Origin of the sequence: Aquirufa beregesia, from assembly GCF_011090385.1 — a bacterium.
Taxonomy (GTDB): Bacteria; Bacteroidota; Bacteroidia; order Cytophagales; family Spirosomataceae; genus Aquirufa; species Aquirufa beregesia.
In genome coordinates, this window is sequence record NZ_SEWW01000002.1 from 407,819 (window position 1) to 431,324 (window position 23,506).

At 37.8% G+C, this 23,506-nt stretch carries 21 protein-coding genes and 1 tRNA gene; 13 read left to right on the forward strand and 9 right to left on the reverse strand.

Going from position 1 to position 23,506, the window contains the following annotated elements; translation table 11 throughout:
• Position 1: 1 nt before the first annotated feature.
• From EWU23_RS05735 to rpmH, 3 genes are read right to left on the reverse strand one after another with little or no spacing between them, the layout of a single operon-like run.
• Complete coding sequence (locus tag EWU23_RS05735; protein WP_205753088.1) at positions 2 to 1,672, reverse strand: S41 family peptidase; 1,671 nt, start codon at positions 1,670 to 1,672, stop codon at positions 2 to 4.
• Positions 1,653 to 2,057 (reverse strand): ribonuclease P protein component, encoded by a 405-nt coding sequence (rnpA, locus tag EWU23_RS05740; protein WP_166229722.1) that lies wholly within the window; start codon positions 2,055 to 2,057, stop codon positions 1,653 to 1,655. Before rnpA ends, EWU23_RS05735 begins: the two co-directional genes overlap by 20 nt.
• A 60-nt stretch (positions 2,058 to 2,117) precedes the next feature.
• The gene (gene rpmH / locus EWU23_RS05745; RefSeq protein ID WP_109324196.1) at positions 2,118 to 2,273 is read right to left on the reverse strand and encodes a 50S ribosomal protein L34; all 156 of its coding nucleotides are present in this window, start codon (positions 2,271 to 2,273) and stop codon (positions 2,118 to 2,120) included.
• 328 nt (positions 2,274 to 2,601) lie between these two features.
• Here rpmH and EWU23_RS05750 point away from each other — a divergent pair, with 328 nt between their 5' ends.
• The 3 genes from EWU23_RS05750 to EWU23_RS05760 all read left to right on the forward strand — a co-directional run bounded on the left by EWU23_RS05750 (position 2,602) and on the right by EWU23_RS05760 (position 5,430).
• Positions 2,602 to 3,309, forward strand: a complete 708-nt coding sequence (locus EWU23_RS05750) for a uracil-DNA glycosylase family protein (RefSeq protein WP_166229724.1) — start codon at positions 2,602 to 2,604, stop codon at positions 3,307 to 3,309.
• 297 nt (positions 3,310 to 3,606) lie between these two features.
• Positions 3,607 to 4,455: a hypothetical protein gene (locus EWU23_RS05755; RefSeq protein WP_166229726.1), complete on the forward strand. Its 849-nt coding sequence runs from the start codon at positions 3,607 to 3,609 to the stop codon at positions 4,453 to 4,455.
• Between the two features lie 198 nt (positions 4,456 to 4,653).
• Positions 4,654 to 5,430: a glycosyltransferase family 2 protein gene (locus EWU23_RS05760; protein WP_166229728.1), complete on the forward strand. Its 777-nt coding sequence runs from the start codon at positions 4,654 to 4,656 to the stop codon at positions 5,428 to 5,430.
• A 149-nt stretch (positions 5,431 to 5,579) separates the two neighbouring features.
• On the opposite strand, the gene rpsJ is transcribed toward EWU23_RS05760, so the two are convergent.
• On the reverse strand, positions 5,580 to 5,885 hold the full coding sequence (rpsJ, locus tag EWU23_RS05765) for a 30S ribosomal protein S10 (RefSeq protein WP_130895342.1): 306 nt from the start codon (positions 5,883 to 5,885) through the stop codon (positions 5,580 to 5,582).
• A gap of 181 nt (positions 5,886 to 6,066) precedes the next feature.
• Positions 6,067 to 8,271: a tetratricopeptide repeat protein gene (locus EWU23_RS05770; RefSeq protein WP_166229730.1), complete on the reverse strand. Its 2,205-nt coding sequence runs from the start codon at positions 8,269 to 8,271 to the stop codon at positions 6,067 to 6,069.
• Between the two features lie 217 nt (positions 8,272 to 8,488).
• Here EWU23_RS05770 and atpD point away from each other — a divergent pair, with 217 nt between their 5' ends.
• The 6 genes from atpD to EWU23_RS05800 all read left to right on the forward strand — a co-directional run bounded on the left by atpD (position 8,489) and on the right by EWU23_RS05800 (position 14,204).
• Complete coding sequence (gene atpD / locus EWU23_RS05775; protein ID WP_166229732.1) at positions 8,489 to 10,006, forward strand: F0F1 ATP synthase subunit beta; 1,518 nt, start codon at positions 8,489 to 8,491, stop codon at positions 10,004 to 10,006.
• A gap of 9 nt (positions 10,007 to 10,015) precedes the next feature.
• Positions 10,016 to 10,246 (forward strand): F0F1 ATP synthase subunit epsilon, encoded by a 231-nt coding sequence (locus EWU23_RS05780; protein ID WP_109324192.1) that lies wholly within the window; start codon positions 10,016 to 10,018, stop codon positions 10,244 to 10,246.
• Positions 10,247 to 10,250: 4 nt separating this feature from the next.
• The gene (locus EWU23_RS05785) at positions 10,251 to 10,787 is read left to right on the forward strand and encodes a hypothetical protein (protein ID WP_166229734.1); all 537 of its coding nucleotides are present in this window, start codon (positions 10,251 to 10,253) and stop codon (positions 10,785 to 10,787) included.
• A gap of 104 nt (positions 10,788 to 10,891) precedes the next feature.
• Positions 10,892 to 11,350 carry a MarR family winged helix-turn-helix transcriptional regulator gene (locus EWU23_RS05790; RefSeq protein ID WP_166229736.1) on the forward strand — a complete coding sequence of 153 codons (459 nt, stop codon included), beginning with the start codon at positions 10,892 to 10,894 and terminating at the stop codon, positions 11,348 to 11,350.
• A gap of 61 nt (positions 11,351 to 11,411) precedes the next feature.
• On the forward strand, positions 11,412 to 13,202 hold the full coding sequence (locus tag EWU23_RS05795) for an acyl-CoA dehydrogenase family protein (protein WP_166229738.1): 1,791 nt from the start codon (positions 11,412 to 11,414) through the stop codon (positions 13,200 to 13,202).
• A gap of 102 nt (positions 13,203 to 13,304) precedes the next feature.
• Positions 13,305 to 14,204, forward strand: coding sequence for an OmpA family protein (locus tag EWU23_RS05800; RefSeq protein WP_166229740.1), 900 nt, complete (start codon positions 13,305 to 13,307; stop codon positions 14,202 to 14,204).
• A 45-nt stretch (positions 14,205 to 14,249) separates the two neighbouring features.
• Here EWU23_RS05800 and EWU23_RS05805 read toward each other — a convergent pair whose 3' ends face one another.
• Positions 14,250 to 14,564, reverse strand: a complete 315-nt coding sequence (locus EWU23_RS05805; protein WP_109324178.1) for a LytR/AlgR family response regulator transcription factor — start codon at positions 14,562 to 14,564, stop codon at positions 14,250 to 14,252.
• Positions 14,565 to 15,039: 475 nt separating this feature from the next.
• Between EWU23_RS05805 and EWU23_RS05810 the strand changes: the two genes are divergently transcribed.
• Positions 15,040 to 15,207: an ADP-ribosylglycohydrolase family protein gene (locus EWU23_RS05810; RefSeq protein WP_205753090.1), complete on the forward strand. Its 168-nt coding sequence runs from the start codon at positions 15,040 to 15,042 to the stop codon at positions 15,205 to 15,207.
• 334 nt (positions 15,208 to 15,541) lie between these two features.
• Here EWU23_RS05810 and EWU23_RS05815 read toward each other — a convergent pair.
• Positions 15,542 to 15,614: transfer RNA gene (locus tag EWU23_RS05815), tRNA-Met, on the reverse strand.
• A gap of 96 nt (positions 15,615 to 15,710) precedes the next feature.
• Between EWU23_RS05815 and era the strand changes: the two genes are divergently transcribed.
• Both era and der read left to right on the forward strand, forming a co-directional pair.
• Positions 15,711 to 16,613, forward strand: a complete 903-nt coding sequence (gene era, locus EWU23_RS05820) for a GTPase Era (protein WP_235942155.1) — start codon at positions 15,711 to 15,713, stop codon at positions 16,611 to 16,613.
• A gap of 10 nt (positions 16,614 to 16,623) precedes the next feature.
• Positions 16,624 to 17,946, forward strand: a complete 1,323-nt coding sequence (der, locus tag EWU23_RS05825; protein ID WP_166229744.1) for a ribosome biogenesis GTPase Der — start codon at positions 16,624 to 16,626, stop codon at positions 17,944 to 17,946.
• On the opposite strand, the gene EWU23_RS05830 is transcribed toward der, so the two are convergent.
• Together EWU23_RS05830 and EWU23_RS05835 are read right to left on the reverse strand one after the other, a co-directional pair.
• Positions 17,926 to 18,975, reverse strand: a complete 1,050-nt coding sequence (locus EWU23_RS05830; RefSeq protein WP_166229746.1) for a WD40/YVTN/BNR-like repeat-containing protein — start codon at positions 18,973 to 18,975, stop codon at positions 17,926 to 17,928. The genes der and EWU23_RS05830 overlap by 21 nt on opposite strands.
• Before the next feature lie 54 nt (positions 18,976 to 19,029).
• Entirely contained in the window at positions 19,030 to 21,504 is a 2,475-nt protein-coding gene (locus EWU23_RS05835) for a T9SS type A sorting domain-containing protein (protein ID WP_166229748.1), read from the reverse strand.
• 248 nt (positions 21,505 to 21,752) lie between these two features.
• Between EWU23_RS05835 and EWU23_RS05840 the strand changes: the two genes are divergently transcribed.
• Entirely contained in the window at positions 21,753 to 23,420 is a 1,668-nt protein-coding gene (locus tag EWU23_RS05840; protein ID WP_166229750.1) for a glutamine--tRNA ligase/YqeY domain fusion protein, read from the forward strand.
• The last annotated feature ends 86 nt before the right edge of the window (positions 23,421 to 23,506 follow it).

Here is a 23,506-nt window from a genome sequence, read left to right on the forward strand (position 1 = left end):
ATTATTTTCCTGCCAAAATCGATTGAAAACGATTATTCTGTTCAAATAATTTTAAAGCTTCGCGAATGGAAGGGTCCTTAGAAAAAGACCATTCATTCATACCTTTTTGTAGGTAATAATGTTGGACAATCTCCTGTTCCAATAAAGTACTTATGTCTGATTGGTAGGCCGTCAATTCACGGTCTATATTGGAAGACCAATCTTTTCTAAAATTCTGAAGTGCGGGTTCCATGCTAGCGTAGGATTTGTCCTTTTTGGCTAATTCACTGATCACATGGAATTGCTTCTCAATCTGACTTTCAAATTTGAAATTTTGTTTTTTCAACCAAGTACAAAAGGCTTGATATTCGCTTGGACTTAAACTGAAATGTTTCGCTGCTGAAATACTTGGATGTGTACTCCGGAAATAACAAGCATACAAGAATATCATGTGTTGCTTTTGGAGGGCATTGGTAAATGGCGAAGTACTGATTTTGTCCACCGTGATATCTGGAGTAATTCCACCTCCATCCACCACTTTACGGTGATTTTTGGTGAAAAATGTTTTACTATTTGAATCTTTTAAGGCCACTGCACTGCCATCCGGATTTCGATGTTGGTAGTCTATGGCTTGGATGCAACGACCGCTCGGAATATAATATTTAGCCGTGGTGATCTTCATTTTGGTTCTGAAAGGTAAATCTCGAGTTACTTGAACAAGACCTTTTCCAAAGCTTTTTTGACCAATTAAAACAGCCCGGTCATAATCTTGCATCACACCGGCTACAATTTCGGAGGCAGAAGCAGAATGATTATTGATCAAAATGATTAAGGGTAATTCAGGCTCCGTGCTCGGGTTGAGGGCATTGTACGTTTTATTCCATTCTTCCACTTTTCCACGAGTTGAAACCACTTCTGAGTCTTTAGGCAGGAATAAATTGCAAATGTCAACCGCCTGGGTCAACAGTCCACCAGGGTTTTCTCTCAAGTCCAAGATTAGTTTTTTCATACCCGCTTGCTTCAAGCTTTGCAAAGCATTTTTTAATTCTTTGGCCGCGGACGCATTAAAATCTTCTAATAAAATATACCCAACTCCTGATTGAATAATACCTGAATAAACGACATTTTTGATTTGAACTGTCTCTCGACTGACACTTATTTCTTGCGAAGTACTTTGGCCATTTTTTAAAACCTTGACTTGAATTTTTGTTCCAGCCTGTCCTCGCAACAGTTTAGAGGGATCGGCCTCAGGCTTGTCAGAAAGAGCGATACCATTTACTGCTATGATTTGATCCCCAATGCCCAACCCTGCTTTTAATGCGGGGCTATTTTCTTCAATGAAGGAGATGCGAAAAGTTTGATTGATTTCCGCAAGAATGATACCAATTCCTTGGTATTTTCCAGTAGTCATGGTTAAAAAATCCTCTAATTCATCTTCAGGATAGAAGACAGTATACGGGTCAAAGCTTTTTAGTAAGGCATCTATGGAAGTCTTTACTGCTTGATTAGGATTCACCTCATCCACATAAAACTTATTCAATTCCTTGAAAACAGAAGCGTAGATATCTAGGTTTTTGGCAATTTCAAAGAAACGATCTCCGGGGGTGCTAAATGCTAAGATGCATACGATACTGATTCCTGAAAGGGAGGCAATGAGCCATTTTTTAATGGACTTAGGAGATTTTTGTGGCATCTTTTTTGGTATTGCTAAATTCTTGCAAGACTTGCTGCATTTTCTTATTAATCCGATCAAAAGGCTCAATTGTAGAAGCAATATAAACAAAAGCCAGAAAATCTGGTAATTTCTCTTTCCCTTCTCCTAGATGAGAGGCTTTGTTCAGTCGATAAGCCTCTCGGATTCTTCTTTTGATGAGGTTCCTATCTACCGCTTTTTTAAACTTACGCTTAGGAACAGAAATGAGAATTTGAGGAAATTCCAATGGCTGTGGGCCAAATTGATATAAAACTCGAAAAGGATAGACAAACCGTTGTGCTACGATTTGACTATCCTTTTGGAATAGTGAATCTATGATTTTGACTTGCGTAAGCCGCTCGGATTTTTGAAAAGTAAACTTCACGTCATGAAACTTGTTGTACAACTAAGCTAACCTGAAATCTTCTTTCCTAAGATCTAAGGCTTATTTTCCTCTCTTCTCGTCAGAAACTGAAAGTTTGTGACGACCTTTAGCGCGACGTGCTGTTAACACACGACGACCATTAGCTGTAGACATACGCTCACGGAATCCGTGCTTATTTTTTCTTTTTTTAACCGAAGGTTGAAAAGTTCTTTTCATTTCTTTAACATTTACATATTCGAAACTGATTCGAATTGGGTTTGCAAAGGTACAAAAAAAATATTTTTAACAAAGCATTCGGTTTAAAAAATTAGAAAGAGTTTTTGAGTAGAGGGGCTGATGTATGTTTTATGAGCAAATAGATACAGAGATTAATGCCAAATGACCCAAAACCTCAGCTCACCCATGATATGTTTAGGAGAAATGTTATATTTGAGTTTACGCTGTGCAGTAGCGTCATTGCAACCATTGTTAGGTAGAGTTATCGCTATTATGTAGAGGGTATATATTAGTTATAGCTAAACTTTAAATGAAATCAGTTTAAAATATGGAAATTAAAGTAAATCATCAAAGTATTGAGGGAAATTGGATTAATCCTAATTCAATTAAAAATCCTCAGACTCTTGTATTAGGATCCTTTAACCCTTTTGAAAACCATTCTAAGTTAGTTGACTACTATTATGGTAGAAGTTCAAACCATTTTTGGAGGACCATAGCAATTAGCATCAATAAAAATGAAGATTATTTCTTTCAAAAGGGATCAGGATTTCAACGAAAAAAAGAAATCATGGATGATAGATTTTGCTGTCTTGACGTTATTAATTCAATCACTTTTTCCGCAACGAACAAACAAGTATTAGATTCTTATTTAAAAAAAGAAATATATTTCAATTTTAAAGACCAAAAAATATGGGCAGGATATACAGATTTTCAAAGAAAGGATAGAATACATCTTGTAAGAGAATATAATCAGAGTATTTTAGAATTTTTAAAAGAAAATAATTCAATAAAAAGGATTATTCACACTATGGGAGCAAACAGAGTTAACTCCAAAGGAGTTAAGCCAAGGGAAAAAAGACTAAATAATTATGGATTTGATGACTTTTTTAATGAACTAAAATCAATCTGCAATAAAAAGCAAATTACTATAAACTATGAATCATGGAGCCCAAGTGATTATGCGATTAAAAGGGGTAGCACTCCTAAGGGGAACCTCAAGAATTGGCTAGAATTAAATTTATATTTGACAGATTAGAAAACCAATTCCGCTGTTCCACACATTCTAAAGGATCAAGTAGAACCAAAGATTTACCAAATCTTCAAATTTGACAAATCTGTTTTTTTGATAAAAAGAGTCAGGTTTTTTTTATCAGTTAATCGATACAAATAATTCATTTTATCATAATTGAGAAGTAAACAAACCGCTAATTTGCTATTGAACAAGTTTTGCCTTTTAGTTAGATTCGTTGAAACGAAAAAATGTTGTTATTTTCATGGTATTAAATGCTATTAAACTGTTTGTTTCATCTGAGAGAAAATCCCCAAGATAGTTGTGAAAACACCTGACGGCATAGAAGAAATTATTTCATCTCGGAACAGCTCCCCAGAAGAAGATTTTTTGGGATATTCCCCTAATGAAATGGAGTATTTACTTTATGATGCATTAGGAGAAAATTCACCTGTTCAATTTCTTGATGATATTGATGATCGTACTCTAAATAAAATGCCCCTTTTTCGAATTGTGGAAGCATATATAAAAATCATTCAACGGGAAAAGCAAATTAAATTAACGCCACTGGGAGCCTTGCCCCGGAAGGTAATCACAGAACTTTATGATTTACGATTTTTACTGGACGATTTTATTGAAATCGGTTTATACAAGTTGTGGAAAGAGGAAGATTGTATTTCTATAAGAAGTGCAAGGCTAACCGCAGAATTGGCGGGGCTAGTTAGAAAAACAAATGGGAAATTGTCTCTGACTAAAGTGGCAATTAAATTATTAGAGACGAATAATCGGCAACAATTATTTCAATTTTTTTTTAAAGCTTTTGTTAATAAGTTTCCATGGAGCTATAATGATGGTTATCCAGAAGTGCCAGTTGGACAATTTGGTTGGGCATTTTCAGTTATTTTACTCGGCAAGTTTGGCAATGAGGTTCAAACCGGTAAGTTTTATGCAGATCTTTATGGTAAAGCTTTTCCGAATCTGTATACATTTTTTCAAGATGATTCTTCCAATGAAGATAGGCAGTTTAATCGTTGTTATTCTATTAGAACCTTCAATCGTTTTATGCTTTGGTTTGGATTTATAACCATGGAGAAAAAAGAGATAATCAGCACATGCAATGAGCCAATTCAAAGTACATACATTTTATCCAGTGTATTTAAAATTACAAGTTAAGAATTCACAATATGCCATGTATTAATTTCTTGCTGATTACCCTATTACTCTAAATCAGGTTGAAATAAATAAATGGATGAACCTCCATACGATTAAATTGATTCATTTCTGGTAGTGGCTTGAATAAATTCCGATTATTCTCTCCCCAATCCCAATTATTCCCAATTTCTTCCGACAATCTCTATCTTTGTGAAATCTATGAATTCACCTAAGGTTTCCATCATTACCGTTTGTTATCAGTCTGCGGCTACACTCCGACAAACCATCGAGAGTGTACTAGCTCAAGATTATCCTAATCTAGAATATTGGGTTATTGATGGCGGTTCCAAAGATGACAGCCTCTCCATTTTAAAGGACTACGAAGGTCGAATTTATTACATTTCAGAAAAAGATCAAGGCATATACGACGCCATGAATAAAGGCTTGGCGCGCGTATCGGGAGATATTATCGGTATGATTGGATCAGATGATTTTTATCCTGCTAACGATATTATTTCCTCTGTAGTTACTCGTTTTCAAGAAAAAGGCACGGACACAGTATATGGGGATATTCAGTTTGTGGATCCAATCAGTGGAGCTTTAGTTCGGTTTTGGTCGGCTGGTGAATATCAACGCAACAATTGGCTTTGGGGTTGGATGCCTCCGCATTTGTCCTTTTATGCCAAAAAATCGGTATATGATGAAATTGGGCCTTTTCGGACCGACTTCACTTGTGCCGGCGACTATGATTGGATGTTACGAGCTTTATATAAAGCCAAAAAAACGGCAGCATATTTGCCCAAAACGCTCATGACCATGCGCAATGGAGGTACTAGTACAGCCTCTTGGAAGCATCGGTTGGTGGCTAATCGGGAAGATCGACAAGCCTGGAAAGACAATGGACTTCAACCTTACTTTTTTACTTTATTCCTAAAGCCCGTTCGAAAGATTTTTCAATTGTTCAATTCAGAGAAAAAAGCAGGTAGAGAATTGTAAGTTATAATTTATAAATTATAGAAATGTGTATTATTTTTGAAAATGAAATGGCCTGTACAATCATTCATAATTTATCATTTATAAATTATAATTATAAAAAAAGGTCTTTGCATTGCTACAAAGACCTTTTTTTGTGGAATTCGAAATCATTAAACTTTGATTTCAACATCAACTCCTGATGGTAATTCCAATTTCATCAACGCGTCCACAGTCTTAGCTGAAGAAGAGAAAATGTCAATTAAACGCTTGTAAGTGCATAACTGGAATTGCTCACGCGCTTTTTTGTTCACGTGTGGTGAACGCAAAACAGTGAATTTCTCAATCTTAGTAGGAAGTGGGATAGGGCCAGAAACAACTGCTCCTGTAGCTTTAACCGCCTTAACGATTTTTTCAGCTGACTTGTCAACCAATGAATGGTCGAAAGATTTCAACTTGATGCGAATTTTTTGATTCATGTTGTTTGGTTCATTAAGTGAATAGGAAGCGAAAGAACCATTTACTCCGTTCCCCATAATATTCTTCGCAAAGGTAAGTCAAATTTTTAAACTAGCCAAGAGAGGTTAATGTAGAATGTAAAGTGTAGAATTAAGAATGAATGGAAGCAAAATCTATTCTAAATTCTTCATTCTATATTGACTAAAACTTCTGCCTATTGACCGCCTTTTCCTTAGCCATCGAGAATGCAGTAGCATGGGTTTGGTATAAAGCTGGATCTAATTTTTTCAAACGAGTCATTGCTTCTTCTGCATAGCTTATTTCCCCTTGTTGATATGCCTCCTGTATATACAAAGGATAAAATGCTGCTAAATCTTCGTTCCATTGTACCGCTGCCAAACTAGCCTGATAGGCTTCTTGGTGCCTATTGGCTTGATGCAATAACGGAAGGGCTTGCTGTAAAATGCCCACGCTAAATGGATAAGATTGAATAGCCGATCTAGCTTGTGAGACGTTTTCCAGTCGGACCTTGGCTTTTACCTCTAATAGTTCCTGTTTCCAATGCTGTAATATGAGGCGGTACTCTTGTGCCTTCGTTTCATTTTCCTTTTGAACTAGCAAATCCAACTTATTTAAAGCACGTAAGGGCTGTTGGTGATAATAATCCTGCCAAGCATCTAGGAATGCTATTTCTGGAAATTTCTGTAACCAATTCGGGTCCTTTATCCATTCTTGAATGGGGTAACTGGTCGACTGACCTTTAAAATACAGACTACTATTGTAAACTAAAGCAAAATCCCTTACATCCAGTTGAACATCAAATGCTTCTTGTGGGTATTGGGTCGGTAATTCATGTTTATTCTGCCAAAATAGGGCTAGTAAATTACTTTTGACTGCATGGTCTGAGCTAGTTGACCAGCTGGCTATTTCATCCTTTTTGCCTATTTGACTACCATGACGAACATCAAAATACAGTAGATTGGCCCAGGTAATCGGACTTGTGGAAGCCAATTCTTTGGCCATGACAACATAGTAAGCGGCGGAATCAATCTGCTTTAATTGCTCATAAACTCGACTTAATTGAGTGGAGATTTGCGGGCTTTCAGGAAATAATTGATGGGCTTTTTTGAGCGTAAATAAAGATTCAAACCATTGGTTTTCATTTCCATAGATGTTGGCTAGGGCTACAAAGTTTTTCTCCTTTGGATTTTTGATTTGACTGGTTTGTAAATAATAGGCTTGTTTCTCTATATCACCGGCAGCCTGTGACATACGAGCCAAACTCAAATTGCTTTTTTGATTCAGTTTGCTGTGAATCATGGCATTCTTATAGGACATTTGCTCCAGCATTCGATCGCCTACAAAATGCTCTACATCTCCTTGTTCATTATAATAAGCAGCCACGATTTGATGCCAGGCTGTTCCTTGTCGAGCGAAAACCCAAGAAACACATACAATAAATACCCCAATTTGTATTAAATAGATAGGGATGAAATGCGCCTTATGAATGACTTTATAGATGGCCAAGTTTTGTTGGATAGGCTCTTTGAAATTGGACCAAAGAAAAACGGGGAATAGCAGTGTCATGGCGATGTGCGTCATGAACCCCCAGCTTTCTAAAGCTCGAATGCCCACTTCATTATTATTCCATAAAAAGGGTATTAGAATGGAATGACTTAGCAAAAACAAGGCAGCATATAATCTTTGTTGGGGTTTTTCATCCAAACGAAGACGTCGAAACATACCTATAGCAAAACTAATTTCTAGGATGATAAAAGCAGGGACATACAAGGTGGAGGTCCAAAATCCCCACAGATTCCCCATACTTAAGATGAGATTGATCAAATAAAACAGCATGAAGCCCATAAATTTCTTCTGACTGGATGTTTTGTCTGGACTATGTGAAATTTCTAGGATTATAGAAGGAATAGCTGAGCTGCTTAAAATGCATAGCCATCCAGCGGAAATACAAGCAATAATCACCCATGGGCTATGCAAAAAGCTGAACCATTCCATGGCGCTTAATTGGACATTTCTCCAAAAGATAATGCCACACCACACAAGAAGACCTAACACAATTTGTCGCCATGAGACTTTGGCCCAGGACTGAACAAATTGTCCAAGGAGAGTTAAACCCAAAATAGCTAACAAGGCACCGAGTAACATGGGCCAAAATACAGGGGCTACTGATTGTACATAGTAATGCTGACGTACCAAAAATATGGAGGACTGGGGGGAGGTATTTGATTCTGGGAATAAAGAGATGCTTTGAGGGATTAATTCACTGACTTCTTTCCAAGCCAAACCTTCTATTCCTCCCCAAACGTATATTCCTAGGCAAAAGAGACTAAGTAGGGAAGAAAAGATAAACCAGATGGCAGGTATTTGATCAATTCGCTGTTTCATGCATGGGATAAAAATAGGCAGTGGGTATATAACGTAAATTTCTGCATAAACTTTAATTCATTCAAAGAAAAGGGCGGATATCGACAAAAAATAGCAAAAAAATACAAACTTCGGTTTTGCTAATTGGAATTTACCGACTAATTTTGCAATCCGAATGTCAATAGCATTCGATTCAATAACAATTCTTAGTTTTTAAGCTAACAAATTTATTTTTCAAATGGCAAACGCAGTTAATAAAGGAAAAGTAGCTCAGGTAATTGGCCCAGTAGTCGATGTAAGCTTTGAAGGTGAAGGCTCTCACTTACCAGCTATCCTAAATGCACTTTCTGTTACCAAAACCAATGGACAGGAACTTATCTTAGAAGTTCAACAACACTTAGGAGAAGATCGAGTAAGAACCATTGCGATGGAAGGTACAGAAGGACTTCAACGTGGACAAGAGGTAATTGACAAAGGAACACCGATGACAATGCCAACTGGCGATGGAATTAAAGGCCGTTTGTTTAATGTAGTAGGAGAGGCAATTGATGGTATTACACAGCCAAAATCAGCTGGAGGATTACCAATTCACCGTTCTGCTCCGAAATTTGACGAGTTAGCAACTACTACAGAGGTTTTATTTACAGGTATCAAGGTTATCGACTTATTAGCTCCATATGTAAAGGGAGGTAAAATCGGTTTGTTTGGTGGTGCCGGTGTAGGTAAAACAGTATTGATTATGGAGTTGATCAACAACATTGCGAAGGCATACGAAGGTTTGTCCGTATTTGCAGGTGTTGGAGAGCGTACTCGTGAAGGAAATGACTTATTACGTGAGATGATTGAATCTGGCGTTATTAAATATGGTGAAGAATTCAAGCACGCGATGGAAGCTGGTGAGTGGGATTTGACTAAGGTTGATGAAAACGAATTAGTAAAATCACAAGCTACTTTAGTGTTTGGTCAAATGAACGAACCTCCAGGAGCACGTGCTCGTGTGGCTTTGTCAGGTTTGACTGTTGCGGAACACTTCCGTGATGGAGATGGTGAAGGCCAAGGTCGTGATATCTTATTCTTCATTGACAACATTTTCCGTTTTACGCAAGCAGGTTCTGAGGTATCGGCTTTATTAGGTCGTATGCCATCAGCGGTAGGTTACCAACCTACTTTAGCAACAGAGATGGGAGCTATGCAAGAGCGTATTACTTCAACAAAACGTGGATCAATTACATCTGTACAAGCGGTTTACGTACCTGCAGATGACTTAACTGACCCAGCTCCAGCAACTACCTTTGCTCACTTAGATGCTACTACGGTACTTTCTCGTAAAATTGCCGAGTTAGGTATTTATCCAGCGGTGGATCCATTAGATTCTTCTTCTCGTATCCTATCGGCTGAAGTATTAGGAGAGTCTCATTACAATACAGCGCAACGTGTGAAAGAAATTTTACAACGTTACAAAGAGTTACAAGATATCATCGCGATCCTTGGATTGGATGAATTATCTGAAGAGGATAAATTAGTTGTATCTCGTGCTCGTCGTGTTCAACGTTTCTTGTCTCAACCATTTTTTGTGGCTGAACAATTTACAGGCTTAAAAGGCGTTTTGGTAGACATCAACGATACCATCAAAGGTTTTAATGCCATCATCGACGGTGCTTACGATCACTTGCCAGAGGCAGCGTTCAACTTAGTAGGTAGTATTGAAGATGCCATAGAAAAAGGTGAAAGATTGTTGGCAGAAGCTGCTAAATAAAAAATAGATATGTTTGTAGAAATTATTACACCCGACCGTAAAGTGTTTTCCGCAGAAGCTTCTGTGGTGACTTTACCTGGCGTTAATGGTTCCTTTCAAATTTTGAATGATCACGCAGCTTTAGTAAGTACTTTGAAAAAAGGTTTACTAACTGCTGATAAAGAATCATTTGAAATTGAGGGAGGAGTTGTGGAAGTATTAAATAATAAAGTGCTTATCCTTGCAGAAGGCGTTAATTAATTCCATGAAAAACTTAGCCATTGTATTGTTTGCTGTTTTCCTTTTAAGTAGTTGTTCTCAACAAGCTTATTTGACAGGGTCTTTGATGACTTTAATCAAAGAAAACCAACTTCCCCTAGAGAAGATTCAGTTTTACAATGACAATGCCCTTTTTCTGGAAAGAGAATTAAATGCCTCCGATGCCAATGTTAAATCGGGTAAGATTATTTTAATCAATGGTAAGTCAATTAACCGTGTGACACTAGAACAACAGACTCCTGGTGTGTTAGTGAAACAAGCCAATGATCAATTACTAATCTCCTTTGAAGCAGGAGCTGGTGAAGAAAAAAGTTTGCATTTCGGCCCAGTAGTAGGTGAAAGAGGAGAATATTATTATCAATTGGTGGATGATGCAGGAAGTCCTACTTTCTCTCGATTGAATTATGATGGAAATAAATACCTGCTTTATAATAAAAAGAAAGTACGTCTGATGATTATGAAGTCTTCATTCTCTGGTTTGAAGGTGAATAGCAAAAGAATGCGAGGTAATCGTGTGAGATAATCAGAAATATTTAGGAATTTTGAAAATAGGATGCTTGCATCCTATTTTTTTTTGTCTCATTTTTACATAATGGTATGCTTGCATACTAAATTAACTCCTTGATCATGAAAGCAGAAAGTACCTTTGATTTCCAAATTAAATCAGCTTGGTATGCCATCAGCCGGATGTATAATACCTATGCCGCACAATTTGATATGTCCATGGCCATAGGTTATGTGTTGCTGCATATTGATAAAGACGGAACTCCTGCTACCAAAATAGCACCTGCGCTGGGTCTAGAAGCCAGAAGTTTGACGCGCATGCTGAAAACATTAGAAGATAAAAAATGGATACGCCGAGAGACTAATTATGCCGATAAGCGCGTTGTTAAGATATTCTTAACTGATTTAGGTAAGAAAAAAAGAGATGTGGCTAAGCAAGGAGTTATATTATTTAATGAAAAGCTATTTGAACGAATTGGTGCCGAACAGTCCCATGAGTTCTTTAAAGTGATACAATCCATTAATCAGTTTTTGGAAGAAGATGCTACTGAAATTCTACAAACGCTGAATCAAAAGTCTTAAATACACTCATCAACAAATTTCAAAAAGTTATTACATTCATCAACATTTTAAACCCAATACCATGTCTACGAACAAAACAATGAAAGGGGGAGAGTTTTTAATTCGCCCACTCTTACCAGAGGAATTATTTATTCCCGAGGAGTTTTCAGAGGAGCAGAAGATGATAGGTCAGACTTGCATTGACTTTATCAAAACGGAGATTCAACCTCGTTTGGAAGAAATGGATGGGGCTAAGGACGGTTCTGTCATGGTGGACATGATGGATAAGGCAGGAAACCTAGGTTTATTGGGAACTTCTGTCCCCGAAGAGTATGGTGGATTTGGAATGGACTTTAATACCTCCATGTTAGTAGCAGAGGCTTGTGGTTCAGGTCATTCATTTGCTGTGGCATTATCTGCCCATACGGGCATTGGAACGCTCCCTATTTTGTATTATGGTACTGAGGATCAAAAACAACGCTATTTGCCTAAGCTAGCTTCTGGTGAATGGAAAGCTGCCTATTGTTTGACCGAACCAGATTCAGGTTCAGACGCTAATGCTGCCAAATCCAAAGCCGTTTTATCGAAAGAAGGAAAACATTATTTGATTACTGGTCAAAAAATGTGGATCACCAACGGCGGATTTGCAGATGTCTTTATTGTTTTTGCGAAAATAGCTGACGATAAAAACCTAACGGCCTTCATTGTGGAGAAAAGTTTTGGGGGCATTACCATGAATGAAGAAGAACGTAAAATGGGAATTAAAGGTAGTTCTACTCGTCAAATCTTCTTTAATGACTGTCCAGTACCAGTGGAGAATTTATTATTCAAACGCGAAGGTGGGTTTAAAATAGCGGTTAATATTTTGAATATCGGTCGAATTAAATTAGCTGCAGCCGTGATTGGAGCAGGTAAACGCGTCATCGATCAGGCTGTTCAATATGCCAATGACCGTAAACAATTTGGGCAATCCTTGCATCAGTTTGGTGCCATCAAATTTAAGATTGCTGAAATGATTGTAAAAAATTATGCCTGTGAATCAGCTTGTTATCGAGTAGGACAAAACATTGACGATACCATATCCGAGTTAAAAGCAGCCGGGATGAATGATTCCGAAGCGAAGTTAAAAGGAGTAGAGCAATTTGCGATTGAATGTGCTTTGTTAAAAGTACATGGTTCAGAAACGTTGGATTATTCGGTGGATGAAGGTGTTCAAATTTACGGAGGTATGGGATTTTCTGCCGAAGCTCCTATGGATAGAGCTTATCGGGACTCAAGAATCAACCGTATTTTTGAAGGAACCAACGAGATAAATCGATTATTGGCAGTAGGTACCGTCATCAAGCGTGCGATGAAAGGCGAGCTGGATATCATGACAGCAGCTATGGCCGTTGGGAAGGAGATATTAGGAGTGCCTGATTTTTCCTCATCGGTGCCAGAAGGTATTTTTGGAAAAGAATATAAAGTGATAGCCAACTTAAAAAAGGCTTTACTAATGTCCGCAGGAGGGGCCTTGCAGAAGTACACCACAGAAATCGAACAAGAGCAAGAAATCTTGATGTCTTTGGCTGATATGATGATCGAAATTTATGTGGCCGAGTCAGTTTTGGTACGAGTAGACAAATTAATTCTGCAATCAGGTGAAGCGGCAAATGAAATTGCTAAAGAATGTGCATTGGTTTATTTACATGAAGCTGTTGATAAAATTCATCATCATGGCAAGGAGGTAATTACTGGTTTTGCTACTGGAGATGAGTTAAACGTTATGTTAATGGGATTGAAGCGCTTTACGAAAATTGATCCTAAAAACTTGAAAGAGGCTCGACGTAAAATTGCGGAGGCTGCCATTCTTAAAATGGGCTATATTTTTTAAAAAAAAATGGTAATAAGGACAAGATTTAGCGATTTCATTCATACTTTTGTGGCAATTATATTTTAAACATTGAGTCATTAACCCCCAAACCGAATCATCATTATGAAAAAATTACTTTTAGTAATCGCTCTGATGCCGTTTTTCTTTTCTTGCGCAAGCAAAAAGAAAATTGCTGATTTGCAATCACGTTTAACAGAACTACAAGCTAGTAGTGACCAATCGCTTGCTAAATCAAGGGCTGATCTTGCTGATTGTCAATCTTTAACAGCTAGTTTACAAGCTGAGATTAAGAAGAGAGATGCTGAATTAGAAGCAAGAACTACTTCTTTGAAGAATTTACAAGAGCAATTGGATTACATGAAAAGAACTAATACCAATTTGTTAGATCGTTTGTCTGATTTGTCAATAATCAATAAATCAGGTGCTGAAAGTATCCGTAAGTCATTGGATGCCTTGAATGAGCAAGGTAAGTACATCAAAGATTTGAACTCTACTATCCAACGTAAAGATTCTATTAATTTATCATTAGTGATGAACTTGAAGCGTTCACTAGCTGATGTGAATGATGAAGATGTAACGGTAGAAGTGAAGAAAGGTGTAGTTTATATTTCTATTTCTGATAAGTTAATGTTTGCTTCTGGTAGCTCAGTCATTAATACAAAAGCGGAAGCTGTGTTGGCTAAAGTAGCTAAAGTAGTAAATGACCATAAAGATTTGGATATCTTAGTTGAAGGCCATACAGATAGTGTACCTATTTCTACAGATTGTATCAAAGATAACTGGGATTTAAGTGCTAAGCGTGCTACTTCGGTTGTTCGTTTATTACAAACTAAATTCTCAGTAGATCCTGAGCGTATGACTGCTGGTGGACGTGGAGAGTTTGAGCCACAAGCTGAGAACAAGAGCAAGTCTGGACGTAAGATGAATCGTCGTACTGAAATCATCGTTACCCCTAAATTGGATCAATTCTTTAATTTGTTAGCTCCTCCTTCTGGAAAGTAATCAAATGATATATAATTGAAAAGGGCCTCATGCGAGGCCCTTTTTTTATGCGAAATGTTTTTTGACTAAGTCGAGCTTTCGACGAGAAATGGGGATTTCATTACCCAGAATGGTAGTTAGCGTATTGGTGCCTTGGAAATTTTGTCCAGAAATATTTTCTCTATTTACTAAGTAAGATTTATGTGCCCGCAAAAACGGGTTCATACGTAATTGAGATTCAAATTTCTTTAGCGTTTTGGCTATGGTGATTTGTTTTTTGTTTTTTAGGAATACGATGCTGTAATTTCCTTTTCCTTCAATGAACACAATGTCGTCCACCGGGCATTGGTCAATGCTCGGCAATTTAATGTCTTTTTTCATAGGTTTATTATAGTTAAAATAGGTTTGCAAACTTACTCAACAAACTGTGATTATCTGTCCTGCATTTATCAAACGGTAAATAATCATTTTGAGTGGTTATCAAATTAAATTATAGAAAAGGATGATCATATTTTTCTGAATCGATTTTTATTAAGTGCTGACTATGAGTTAGATATAGGCAAATTGCCGATTTTTCCATAAACTAAACGCCTTTGATCCTTGAACCATCTTTTTATTATTTATATGTATTGAGGTCTTATCTATTCATCCTCTTATGCTTTCTTTCATAAGATAAAATGGTGCTTTGAATTTGGATCAAAATAACTCTTTATAAACGAGCAAATTAGGCAATTTTATATCTCTACTGACGGAAAATATATTATTCGATAATGAATGCTGAGAAATGGATGTATATTCCATAATTTGAAATGAAATATACATGAGGAAGAAATAGATAGAATCACTGCCTTTTGGATTGGCTATTGGAGATGCATTGGGAGTTCCAGTTGAGTTGATGAAATGGGAGGATATACGGAAAAATCCTGTTCAAGATATGCTAGGTAATGGAACGCATCTTCAAGCTCCAGCGACATTTTCTGTTGATGGTTCTTTGGCTTTTCATTGTGAGAAGCAAGTTGAATGATGGAGAAGAGAGAAAAAGAGGCATGAATTCATGGCGATAATAATTTATTACCAGAATTGGCGATTGCATATCGTGATCTGTAAGTCCGGTTGCCTTCGAGAGCCTAAGGCACCGGTTGAAAATAAATCGCAGCGGAAGCTATTTTTTCTAAGGTGGCTGAGGCTCTCTGAGTCGTTTGAGATTTTCTAAGGTGGCTGAGGTTCTCTGAGTCGGTTGAAACTTTCTAAGGTGGCTGAGACTCTCTGAGTTGTTTGAGATTTTCTAAGGTGGCTGAGGTTCTCGAAGCCACCTCAAATAAAAAAAGACAAACCATAAAGATCTGCCTTTTTACTTGTAGCGGGGGCCAGACTCGAACTGACGACCTTTGGGTTATGAGCCCAACGAGCTACCAACTGCTCCACCCCGCGATATATCGGAGTGCAAAGATGCAGGGTTTTGTCGAGAAAAACAAGTATCTTTGTATTTTAATATTCATTCCCTACTAACAGGGCATGTTTTTTCTTATGGCATCTCCTCACAAATCTGGATTTATTAGTATTATTGGTAAACCGAATGTCGGTAAAAGTACCCTAATGAATGCATTGGTAGGTGAGCGTTTGTCTATTGTTAGTTCCAAGGCCCAAACCACCAGACATCGTATTTTAGGGATGTTGAATGGAGAATTTGAAGGGACACCTTATCAAATTGTATATTCAGATACACCTGGAGTTTTGATGCCCAAGTATGAATTGCATAAATCGATGATGCAATTTGTAAAAAGTTCCTTGGAAGATGCAGACGTCGTATTATATGTGACGGATGTATTTGATGAATATGAAGATTTAGAATTTCTTACAAATTGGAAGGATCATACCGATACGCCCATTTTAGTTTTATTGAATAAAATTGATTTAGTCGGAACTGAAAAGCTTCAGGAGCGGTTGGATTATTGGCGACAAATATTTCCAGATAAGCCTATTTTGCCAATTTCTGCTTTGGAGGCTGTGCATTTAGATCAAATATTTGAACATATAGTGGCCAAATTACCTGTTCATCCTCCGTTTTTTGATCCGGAAGAATTAACAGACAAACCAGAAAAGTTTTTTGCTTCGGAGATTATCCGAGAAAAAATATTCATGAATTACAAGAAGGAGATTCCTTATTCTTGTGAAGTAGTAGTTACTTCTTTTAAAGATGAGCCTACTATTTTACGAATCGCCACGGAGATTTATGTAGAACGCGTCTCACAGCGTGCCATTTTAATTGGGCATAAGGGAGAGAGTATCAAAAAAGTAGGGATAGAAGCCCGCCAAGATTTGGAGAAATTTTTTGGTAAAAAAGTATTTTTAGAGCAATTTATCAAAGTGGAGCCAGATTGGCGTGCAAAGGCTGATAAATTGCGTTCATTCGGGTATTCGCTCGATTAATTTTAATAACATGTCAAATATAGTAGCAATTGTTGGGCGTCCCAATGTAGGAAAGTCGACCTTGTTTAATCGATTGATTGAACAAAAAAAGGCCATCATGGACAATGTGTCTGGGGTTACTCGGGATCGCCATTATGGCTATGGTCAATGGACGGGTAAGTTTTTTACTGTGATAGATACCGGTGGTTATGTGCATGGTTCTGACGATATGTTTGAAGGGGCCATTCGTGAGCAAGTTGAAATGGCTATGGAAGAAGCAGATGTTCTTCTATTTGTTGTCGACTGTCAAGTAGGTTTAACCGATTTAGATAAGGATTTTGCCAAAGTATTGCGTAAATCAAAAAAGCCCGTAATTATTGTAGCCAATAAAGCGGATACACATGATAAGGCATTTGTAGCGGCAGAATTTTATGAGTTAGGTCTAGGTGATCCTTATGCTATCGCGGCAGAAAGTGGTAGTGGAACTGGGGACATGTTGGATTTAATGGTTTCGCATTTTAAAGAAGAGGGTGTAGAAAACCCAGAAGCAGGTGTTCCCCGTGTGGCCATCTTAGGTAGACCTAATGTGGGAAAATCTTCATTCCTAAATGCATTGCTTGGACGTGAACGCTCCATTGTAACCGACTTGGCTGGTACAACCCGCGACGCCATTCAGAATCGCTATACCTTGTATGGAAAGGATTTCATCATCACAGACACAGCAGGTATTCGTAGAAAAGCAAAGATTGACGATAATATTGAATATTATTCTGTATTGCGCTCAATCAAGGCCATGGAAGAATGTGATTTGGCCATTATTTTAGTAGATGCCACGACCATTGATTTCAATACAGGCTTAGAAGCTCAGGATATGAACATCATTAGTATGGCAGATAAAGCTAAGAAAGGGATTGTTTTGATGGTTAATAAATGGGATTTAGTAGCCAAGGATACCAATACCGCTATCAAGCTGGAGAATGCAATTAAAGAGCGTTTAGCGCCGATTAATTATATGCCGATTATATTCACTTCGGTGATGGAAAAGAAGCGTATTTTCCAGGTGGTTGAAAAGATGTTAGAAGTGTTTGAGAATCGTTCTCAGAAAATTGCTACTTCTAAATTGAATGATGTGATGTTGGAAGTAATCAACAATTATCCCCCACCAGCATGGAAAGGTAAATACATCAAAATCAAGTATTGTACGCAAGTTTCAACACCTTATCCGACTTTCATCTTTTTCTGTAACTTACCTCAGTATATTAAAGAAAGTTATGAGCGCTATTTGGAGAATCAAATGCGTAAGGCATTTAAATTAGAAGGTACTCCTATTTCTTTATTTTTTAGAAAGAAATAATCGGTCCAATTCAGCTAAGGATATTTTAGCCAAAGTGCCTTTTGTGCCTACAGCGTATAAGTGTTTTTTGTGCAATATCACATTATGAAAGTGGGTTTCGCCAAGCGAAATCCACTTTTTAGTTTTAGGGGCATAAGCTGCGCTTTTAGATGGTCCTACGACGACCCAATATTTGCCTGTCCAAATTACCTTTTCCATATAGAAGCTCGGATAATCACTCAGTTTTTTCCAGGTCAACCCTGCATCTTTGCTTTCCAGAATGCCAATGTTATTTTCATTTAAACGGAGGTAATTACCTCCTACAATCCAATAATTGGTTTTATTTCTAGCTCCTATGGAAAAGAAACCGCTGCTACTATCTGCTGGAGTACTTTGGTTCATTTCCTGGAACTGTGTGAATGTTTCATCTAGACTTTGTAGGATTCTAGCATGAGTAGAGCCACCCGTCACTAAGTTTAATTTTCCATGAATCCAAAGTAAAGAAGATCCACTGGCCGCAAATGCGGCTTCTCGTTGTAGTAAAGTAGGGAAGGAGGATATCTTGATTTCTTCTACTTTTTCTTCCTGGGATTTGATTTTAAACAAAGGAAATTGTCCGTCCATTGGATCTGAAAGCATGATACCTTCTTGCTTTTTGTGATTCCAGGCAATAGCATCAAAGAAATAAGGACCCGATTTTTTCTCAAATAGGATGGACCAAGAATATCCTTGATCTTTACTGATGAATAGTTTTGCGGCACCTTTATCTGCAGGTCCAGCACTCATTAATAGTACTTTTTGCTGACCTACAATGGCCAAATCTCTAAAATCAAGCTTTTCAGCACCAGGTACTTGTGACTCTTGCCAAGTTATACCTCCATTTCTCGAATGGATTACTGTTCCTTGCGTTCCGCCAATCCAAATGTCATTTTTTAAGCTACGAATAGCTCGGAAGGAAGCTTTTGTCTGTAACGGAATATTTATCCATTGGGCAAAAGTTGAAAGATCAACTAACAAGCAAAAAATGAGTAAGAATAGTCGTCTTTTCATGGCATAAAAAAAGCCTCCCGAGTAAACGAGAGGCTTTTAATTAAGTTTTAAATCTTATTTGCTAACGATAATTTTACCAGTATAAGATTTGCTATTGTCAGCTGTGATAGTAACGATGTAGATACCGTTTCCTAATCCTGGCAATTTAAGAATGTTCGTTGGCTCAGGGTTAGCAGCGTTTAATGCTGGAATTTTACCTGAGTAAACTGGACGACCTACCATGTCATACAAAGTAACTATGGCATTAGTCCAGTCATCTAAGATTTGGATGTTAACACCATCTACATCTGGCTTAGTCACTGGGTTAGGGAAGATAGCGACTCCGTTAAACTCAGGATCTAACGTGTATGCATATTTAGTAAAGTCGGTGTAGCAAGTTAATGGGAAACCATCAATAGCATACAAATACTTTCTTCTAACACTGTAATCACCATTGGTTTTTACCTTAGTGATGTAGCTTTTAGATGGAAGAGCTGTAGTTCCAAATTTCCACTCATAATCACTGGCTGTACCACCTGTTACTGTAGCTGGGAAGTTCAATGCTTTCAAGGTATAAACACCTTCTTTAAGGATTCTAGCATCTGTAGCTACAGGGTTCAGCTGAACACTTACTTTAATCTTGTTAGAAGCAGGAGAGATACATCCGTAGATATCTGTTGCTCTAGTGTAGTAAGTATCAGATGTTTTAACACCTTCAAATACTTTTAATGTAGAAAGAGATGCATTGGCATTGCCATACCAGTTAACAATGCTATTCGATGTAGACGCAGTTAATGTTACAGCATTGAATGCACTGTAATCATCATCTTTTCTTGCACAGAAAGTAGTTGCACTACCAGCTGTAATGGTTGGTGCTGCTGGAAGCGCTAATACTTTAACTTCCACGGCCGCCGATGATTCAGAATAACATCCATTGGCGTTGATTGTTTTTACTGTATAGAATCCTACTTTATTGTAATCAATTAAGCTGGTCGTTAATGCATTGCTCCATTCCCATTTAGTAGTTTCCCCATTAGGTAATGAAGAAGCTTGCATTTGACCTGCAATTGGCGTTCCTTCGCAGAAACCTACTGTAGAATCTGTAACCAATGAACCATTCGCTGGTTTTAAAGCAGTGATTGTTGGCGTAACAGGCTTGTCGTAGTTCTTGACAGTAACTTCATCAGAAGCAGGAGATGGACAGTTGTAGTTGGATACATAATCCACTTTCACTTTTGCATTTTGTTTGAAAATGATGCTAGATAAACTACCTAAAGCAGCTGTTTCAACACCGTCTACATACCAACGGAATTTAGATGGTTTGGTTGGAGTTTTGTTTGCTGCCCATAAATAACCTTCGTTACGTACTAAAGAAGCCGAGTCTACTTTTAAGCTAGTTGAACCTTCGATGCAATAACCTAAATTTCCTGTGATAGGACCTGGCTTAGGTAATTCTACGTAAGTAATACGAACTTGGTTGGATTCTTTAGAACCACAAACACCAGCTCTATCCGTCATTTTTACGTAGTATAAAACCGATTTTTTCTCAGCAATAGCCGTTAATACACCTGAAGTGAAACCTGTCGCATTGAATCGATCTGCACCAAAATTATCAGAAGGCTTATATTCATCTTTTCCAAACCATTGGAATTCAAAATATTGATTGTATTGATTGAAATTTAAGGTATTATTTCTTTCAGGATTCGTGTAGATGCCTAAGTCTACTAAAGTACCCTGACAAACCTCTTTGGTATCATTATCTGGTAAAAGGCTTTTTACGCTATTCACAAAAACTGTAGGAACGGCATAACCTTTTCTCACATCGTAACCTGCAGCTCTAGAATATTCTTTTTTCGGGATATTTGTTCCTGTAAGAGCTGCTGTATTGTCTGAATAATTGATGATGCAACTAACGCTGTATCTACCAGAAATGTAATCTGTACCAGAGATCTTTATAGCATCCCAATTGGCAATTTCAACCGTTTTATTGTTTACTGGTAAATACCAAAGTGTTCCATCTGGGCAACCAGTAGCCTTCAAAGAAATGGAACCTGCGTTAGGGTCATTGATGTCTCCACAAACAATGCTACCTGCTAGAGCAGAAATAGCTGGAGCATACGTGGCAGGGTCTACTACTTGAATAGTTACCTTAGAGGCCATCGTTCCCGGAGCGATGGTGCTACCACCTGCTGTGGTGACACATTTTAACTCATATACATAAGGAGGAATGTTTCCACCAGGTCTATTATCCAAGGTTAAAGCTAAAGCTGTAACGCTTACACTTGCATCTCCATTACCAGAATATGCGCCATCCCAATCAGCCATTGGATAATAGGTTATGCCTCCGCCATTAGGTTCATTTTTATAAAAGCCCCAATCGTAATAAGTGCCAGCTGGACAGCCTGTTGCCACAAGGGCCTTTGCCTCACCATTTTTAACTAATGTAGTTTGATCACCTAGTTTTCCGTTGATAAGTTGAGCCGAGGCGGAATATGCCATTAAGAAAACTAAAATGGCGGATAAATTGAATTTGAAGAATTTGTTCATCATGTTAAGAACGAGTTTGAGTAGATTAATTAAACAATAAAGCTACCTATTGAATTAGGCACTAAATTAATTAAAATTATCTTATGTAGGGCAAGAAATTTATTAAATGGCATATAAAACAGTAATTAAATTTGAAAAGCAGAATATTCTATCAGCTTTCTGTTCGCATAGCTTAAATATTGCGTATTTTTGAAATTGAATTAATCATTTTCGACCCTAAAAACGACAAAATTGTCAAGAACGTATATTGAATGGAAGAATTAAAACCAAAATCCCTTAATTTTTTAGAAGAAATCGTACAGGTCGATTTAGCAGCTGGAAAATACCCTCAAGGAATTTTCACTCGATTCCCTCCTGAACCTAATGGATACCTTCACATTGGTCATGCCAAATCCATTTGTTTGAACTTTGGTTTAGCTCAAGAATTTGGAGGAAAGACTAATTTACGTTTTGATGATACCAATCCCATCACGGAAGAAACGGAATACGTAGAATCCATCAAGAAGGATGTGGCATGGTTGGGATTTAGTTGGGCTAATGAGCTTTATACTTCTGATTATTTTGAAACTTTATTTCAATATGCGGTACAATTGATTGAAAAATCATTGGCTTATGTAGATGATTCATCTGCCGAGGAAATTGCCGCTCAAAAAGGGACTCCCACCATTCCCGGTGTTCCAAGTCCTTTTCGCAATCGATCGGTAGAAGAAAATGTAGATTTATTTCAGCGGATGCGTGCGGGAGAGTTTCCCGATGGAGCCAAGGTTTTGCGGGCCAAAATAGATATGTCACATCCGAATATGCACATGCGTGATCCATTCATGTACCGTATTCGTCATGTGGAGCATCACCGTACGGGTAATGCTTGGTGCATTTATCCCATGTATGATTTTGCCCATGGTCAATCGGATTCCATGGAAGGCATCACACACTCCATTTGTACCTTGGAATTTGATGTGCACCGTCCTTTATACGATTGGTTTATCGAGAAATTAGAGATATTCCCTACCCACCAATACGAGTTTGCTCGTTTAAATTTGTCACATACTGTGATGAGTAAGCGGAAACTCTTGCAATTGGTGAATGAGAAAATCGTTCATGGATGGGATGATCCACGTATGCCGACTATCTCGGCATTACGTAGAAGAGGTTTTACGCCAGCCTCCATTCAGAATTTCTGTGAGAGAATCGGTGTGGCCAAGCGAGATAACCTAATTGACATCAGCTTGTTGGAATTCTGTATCCGAGAAGATTTAAATAAATCGGCTAATCGCTATATGGCGGTGCTGGATCCTGTGAAATTAGTCATCACGAATTATCCAGAAGGTCAAACCGAAGATTTGTTGATTGAAAATAATCCTGAAGATGAAAGTACAGGTAAAAGATCTGTACCATTCTCTCGTGAATTGTATATTGAAAGAGAAGATTTTATGGTGGATCCACCTAAAAAATTCTTCCGACTTGGCCCTGGTCTTAATGTTCGATTAAAAGGAGCTTATATTATTCAATGTGGGAATTTTGAATTGAACGAAGACGGTTCCGTCAAAGAAATTCATGCTACCTATATTCCTGAAAGTAAATCGGGTCAAGATACTTCTGGAATCCATGTGAAAGGAACGATTCACTGGGTTTCTATTCCTCATGCTGAAGTAGCTGAGGTGCGCTTGTTTGATCGATTATTGATAGTAGAAGATGCTTCTGAATTAGGGGATGATTTTATGAAATTCATCAATCCAGAGTCATTACAAGTGCTTGGTAAGGTTTATGTAGAGCCTGCTTTGCGTGAGGCACAAGTTGAAAAAGCTGTTCAATTTATGCGTAAAGGATATTTCTGTTTAGATAAAGACACGAAAGACGGGCATTTGGTATTTAACCGTACAGTAACCCTGAAGGATACCTGGGCCAAACAGCAAAAATAGAGAAGAGGCGATGCTTCGTCTAAACATGGTCGAGGCATAGCACTGCACAGTCGGCACCATCTCTTAAAGTGTGTAAGTAGAAAATA

Excerpts from the sequence above, each read along its gene's own strand:
- EWU23_RS05770 (WP_166229730.1), bottom strand. The coding sequence starts at position 8,271 with ATGAAACAGCGAATTGATCAAATACCTGCCATCTGGTTTATCTTTTCT.
- EWU23_RS05805 (WP_109324178.1), bottom strand. The coding sequence starts at position 14,564 with ATGAAAAAAGACATTAAATTGCCGAGCATTGACCAATGCCCGGTGGAC.
- EWU23_RS05840 (WP_166229750.1), top strand. The coding sequence starts at position 21,753 with ATGGAAGAATTAAAACCAAAATCCCTTAATTTTTTAGAAGAAATCGTA.
- EWU23_RS05780 (WP_109324192.1), top strand. The coding sequence starts at position 10,016 with ATGTTTGTAGAAATTATTACACCCGACCGTAAAGTGTTTTCCGCAGAA.
- EWU23_RS05795 (WP_166229738.1), top strand. The coding sequence starts at position 11,412 with ATGTCTACGAACAAAACAATGAAAGGGGGAGAGTTTTTAATTCGCCCA.
- EWU23_RS05750 (WP_166229724.1), top strand. The coding sequence starts at position 2,602 with ATGGAAATTAAAGTAAATCATCAAAGTATTGAGGGAAATTGGATTAAT.
- atpD (WP_166229732.1), top strand. The coding sequence starts at position 8,489 with ATGGCAAACGCAGTTAATAAAGGAAAAGTAGCTCAGGTAATTGGCCCA.
- EWU23_RS05785 (WP_166229734.1), top strand. The coding sequence starts at position 10,251 with ATGAAAAACTTAGCCATTGTATTGTTTGCTGTTTTCCTTTTAAGTAGT.
- rpmH (WP_109324196.1), bottom strand. The coding sequence starts at position 2,273 with ATGAAAAGAACTTTTCAACCTTCGGTTAAAAAAAGAAAAAATAAGCAC.
- era (WP_235942155.1), top strand. The coding sequence starts at position 15,711 with ATGGCATCTCCTCACAAATCTGGATTTATTAGTATTATTGGTAAACCG.
- EWU23_RS05760 (WP_166229728.1), top strand. The coding sequence starts at position 4,654 with ATGAATTCACCTAAGGTTTCCATCATTACCGTTTGTTATCAGTCTGCG.
- EWU23_RS05735 (WP_205753088.1), bottom strand. The coding sequence starts at position 1,672 with ATGCCACAAAAATCTCCTAAGTCCATTAAAAAATGGCTCATTGCCTCC.
- rpsJ (WP_130895342.1), bottom strand. The coding sequence starts at position 5,885 with ATGAATCAAAAAATTCGCATCAAGTTGAAATCTTTCGACCATTCATTG.
- EWU23_RS05835 (WP_166229748.1), bottom strand. The coding sequence starts at position 21,504 with ATGATGAACAAATTCTTCAAATTCAATTTATCCGCCATTTTAGTTTTC.
- der (WP_166229744.1), top strand. The coding sequence starts at position 16,624 with ATGTCAAATATAGTAGCAATTGTTGGGCGTCCCAATGTAGGAAAGTCG.
- EWU23_RS05790 (WP_166229736.1), top strand. The coding sequence starts at position 10,892 with ATGAAAGCAGAAAGTACCTTTGATTTCCAAATTAAATCAGCTTGGTAT.
- EWU23_RS05800 (WP_166229740.1), top strand. The coding sequence starts at position 13,305 with ATGAAAAAATTACTTTTAGTAATCGCTCTGATGCCGTTTTTCTTTTCT.
- EWU23_RS05830 (WP_166229746.1), bottom strand. The coding sequence starts at position 18,975 with ATGAAAAGACGACTATTCTTACTCATTTTTTGCTTGTTAGTTGATCTT.